Raw genomic sequence first — 1,560 nt, 5'->3', positions numbered from 1 at the left:
GGCCCTGGGCAACGGTCCTGGAGCTCGCCTGGAAGGAGTCCGCCTTCGTGGCCCTCGTCCTCACCGCCTCGCTCGGACGACGGTACGCCGACCTGCGCGAGGTCTCCGCCGTGCTCGGAGCAGCACCGCGAGCGCAGTGGCGACGTGTCCTGCTGCCCCTCTCCGCGCCCGCCCTGGCATCGTCCTCGCTCATCGTCTTCGTCTACTCACTCGGCACCTACGAGGTCGCCCGTCTGCTCGGCCGCGCGTACCCCGAGCCCTTGCCGGTGATGGCCTACCGGCTCTTCACCGACATCGACGTCACCGCTCGTCCACAGGCCGCTGCCACGGCCGTGGTCGCCACCGGGCTCGCCCTGCTGGCGGCCGTCATCACCCTTCCGCTCCTACGACGACTCGGAGCCGACCGATGAGTCGACCGGTGGTCCGGTCGACCGGCTCGGACTCGGTCGCGCCCGCGACTCGTCGCAGTGCGTTCCCGCCGCTTCTGGTGCTCTGGCTTGGCATCCCGTTGACCCCGTTGGTGGTGTGGGCAGGCGCCTCACGCTGGTCGGGCACGGCACGGCTGCCCCAACACTTCGGTCTTCGTGGATGGCAGGAGGCACTGGACGCCGGCGTCATCGCAGCGTTGATCCACTCCGGCCTCCTCGGGGTTGCGGTCGCGCTGATCGCGACGCCGCTGGGAGCGATGTCTGGCCGTGCACTCGGCTGGCGGTTGCTCAGCAGACCCGCGCTGCCGTCGATCATCCTGCTCGCGCCGGTCGTACTGGCTCCGTTCGCGGTTGCGATGGGTCTTGACGTCGTCATCCTGCGCCTGGGGATCCCCCAAGAACTCGCGGTGGTTCTCGTCCTGAGCGTGTTCGCGCTGCCGTACACCACCTTCACCATGAGGGCCACCTATCTCGCCCTGGACCCAGCCCTGGAGGAGCAGGCCCGAGTCCTCGGGGCGAGCCCGCGCCAGGCCCGACGCCGGGTCACGTTCCCGGCTGCCACCGCCGGGCTCGTGACCGCCACCGGACTCGCCTTCCTGGTCGGGTGGAGCGACTACGCGGTCACCCTGCTCATCGGTGGCGGACAGATCGTCACTGCTCCCATGCTGATCGGCTCCTCGGCAGCCGGATCCGGCAACGACGTCCTCACCTCGGCCTTGGCCATCTCTGCCAGCCTGCCACCGATGGTGGCCCTGGCGGTCTTCACCTACGCGGCCTCACGCCGCAGAATGGCTGCCCGCTCATGACTGCCGCTCTGACCCTCTCCGGCATCGGTCACCGCCACCCCGGTTCCGCCCAGGCGACGCTCGCTGGGATCGACCTCGAGGTCCAGGGCGGGCAGATGCTCGCTGTTCTCGGGCCCTCCGGATCCGGCAAGACCACTCTGCTCAAGGTCGCGGCTGGCCTGGAGAAGCCCGAGGCCGGGGACGTGCTGCTCGACGGCATCAGCGTCCTGGACGTCGCGCCGGAGCGGCGCGACCTCACCGTCATGTTCCAGAAGCCGCACCTCTTCCCCCACTTGAGCGTGCTCGACAACGTCGCCTTCGCGGATCGACTTCGTGGACGGAGTCGC

The 1,560-nt window shown here is 69.8% G+C and carries 3 protein-coding genes; all 3 read left to right on the top strand.

Annotated elements, in window-relative coordinates; translation table 11 throughout:
* A partial coding sequence (locus ACYVDA_RS20690) for an ABC transporter permease subunit (protein WP_460820431.1) occupies nucleotides 1-410 on the top strand: 410 nt, incomplete at its 5' end.
* A complete protein-coding gene (locus ACYVDA_RS20685; RefSeq protein WP_460820430.1) occupies nucleotides 407-1,234 on the top strand; it encodes an ABC transporter permease in 828 nt (275 codons plus the stop codon). The genes ACYVDA_RS20690 and ACYVDA_RS20685, both read left to right, overlap by 4 nt.
* A partial coding sequence (locus ACYVDA_RS20680; RefSeq protein WP_460820429.1) for an ATP-binding cassette domain-containing protein occupies nucleotides 1,231-1,560 on the top strand: 330 nt, incomplete at its 3' end. The genes ACYVDA_RS20685 and ACYVDA_RS20680, both read left to right, overlap by 4 nt.

The organism is Nocardioides korecus, from assembly GCF_054778395.1.
Note: the sequence above shows the minus strand (reverse complement) of the source record. Positions and strands in the feature narration are given on the sequence as shown.